This is a genomic window from Rhodococcus sp. R1101 (assembly GCF_000278445.1).
Taxonomy (GTDB): Bacteria; Actinomycetota; Actinomycetes; order Mycobacteriales; family Mycobacteriaceae; genus Rhodococcus; species Rhodococcus gordoniae.
This window is the reverse complement of the sequence record NZ_AJVB01000722.1, coordinates 1-1,330: the sequence shown is the minus strand read 5'-3', so window position 1 is coordinate 1,330 and position 1,330 is coordinate 1. Positions and strand designations below refer to the sequence as shown.

The window sequence follows — 1,330 nt, the reverse complement described above, 5'->3', positions numbered from 1 at the left end:
CTGCGACCCCACCGAACAGGGCGCGCGCCTCGGGTGTCGACCAGGCGCGCGCGAGCACGTCGGCGGGCATCGCGGCGAACATTCCGAACCTGGCGAGCAGCACCGGATGGACGGGCACGTGCAGCATCGGGCGCAGGAAGTCCTCGGTGATGCCGCCGAATCGTTCGGTCAGCGCACCGAAGATCCGGCGCCACACGGCCCCGTCCGTCCCGAGCTCCGCGGCGGTGTCGTCCACGGATCGATAGGCCGCGCCACCACGTCCGCCGTCGAGCGGATGGGTGTACTGCACCTCGGGCCACGACCAGATCAGACCGTGTTCCGCGAGGTCGTACCGCCGGCTGAAGGGTGTGTCCACGGCCAGCGGGTGGAAGCCGCTGCATTCGTCGTGGAGCAGACCCGGCAGGGTCAGCTCGCTGCTGCGCGTACCGCCACCGATCGTCTCGGCTGCCTCGAGCACTCGCACCCGTACGCCCTCGGAGGAGAGGACGACGGCGGCAGCGAGCCCGTTGGGTCCGCTGCCGACTATCACCGCGTCGGTCATGCTCCAACCTTGACACGATCGGGCCGGACCTGCGGGTGGAGGTAGGCCGTCCCGGCCGGTTCGTAGCCGGCCATCCGCCAGGTGACGGTGTGCGGGATCGGGCCGTCGGGCAGCCACGGCTGCGCCGAGACCGCGTCCTCGATGTGATAGTGACCGCGCTCGACGACACCGAGCGCCGCGTCGATCACCTTGTACTCCAGCGTCTTCCGATGGATCGGCTGGGATTCTATCCAGACGATGACGCATTCTCCCGGTTCGAACCGGCACCGCGCCTGGACCGCACTGATCGTCTGCTCGTTGTGGAGGTGGCCGTCGCCGAACTGCCAGCCCACCAGGGTGGTGCAGATGAACTCACCTTCGCGGATGCGGTAGTTCTCGAGCTTGTCGAGGTGCCGCATCATCAGCGACATCAACCCGCGACCCTGGCTGTGCATGGTGCGCCATGCGACCGCCTTCTGCATGAAGATCTCGGCGACCTCCTTGCCGAACGCCCCACTCAGCTGGTCGATCTGGTTGTCGTTGAACTTGGTGAGGTTCTCGTTGAGCTTGTTCTCCGCCTCGTCACCGCGGAAGGCCCACAGCGCCGACGCCCAGTTGCCGGCGTACTGACGCATCGACGGCAGGAAGGAGACGAGGTCGGGGCGCACGTTGCCGAGGATCGGGAACAACAGGAAAGCGACGAGGATCGGTGCGAGGATCCAGACGGAACTCACGTCGCCCACCCCGTAACCGGCGCCGGTGGGGAATCCACCGAAGAGCCAGACCGCGGCGAACATGTAGAAGACGTTC

At 67.1% G+C, this 1,330-nt stretch carries 2 protein-coding genes; both read right to left on the bottom strand.

Annotation, left to right across the window (positions count from 1 at the left end; translation table 11 throughout):
- The coding region (locus R1101_RS0123600) for a phytoene desaturase family protein (RefSeq protein WP_016935632.1) at positions 1-541 on the bottom strand (541 nt) is incomplete at its 3' end.
- On the bottom strand, positions 538-1,330 hold a 793-nt coding region (locus R1101_RS28485), incomplete at its 5' end, for a DUF3556 domain-containing protein (RefSeq protein ID WP_016935631.1). The genes R1101_RS0123600 and R1101_RS28485, both read right to left, overlap by 4 nt.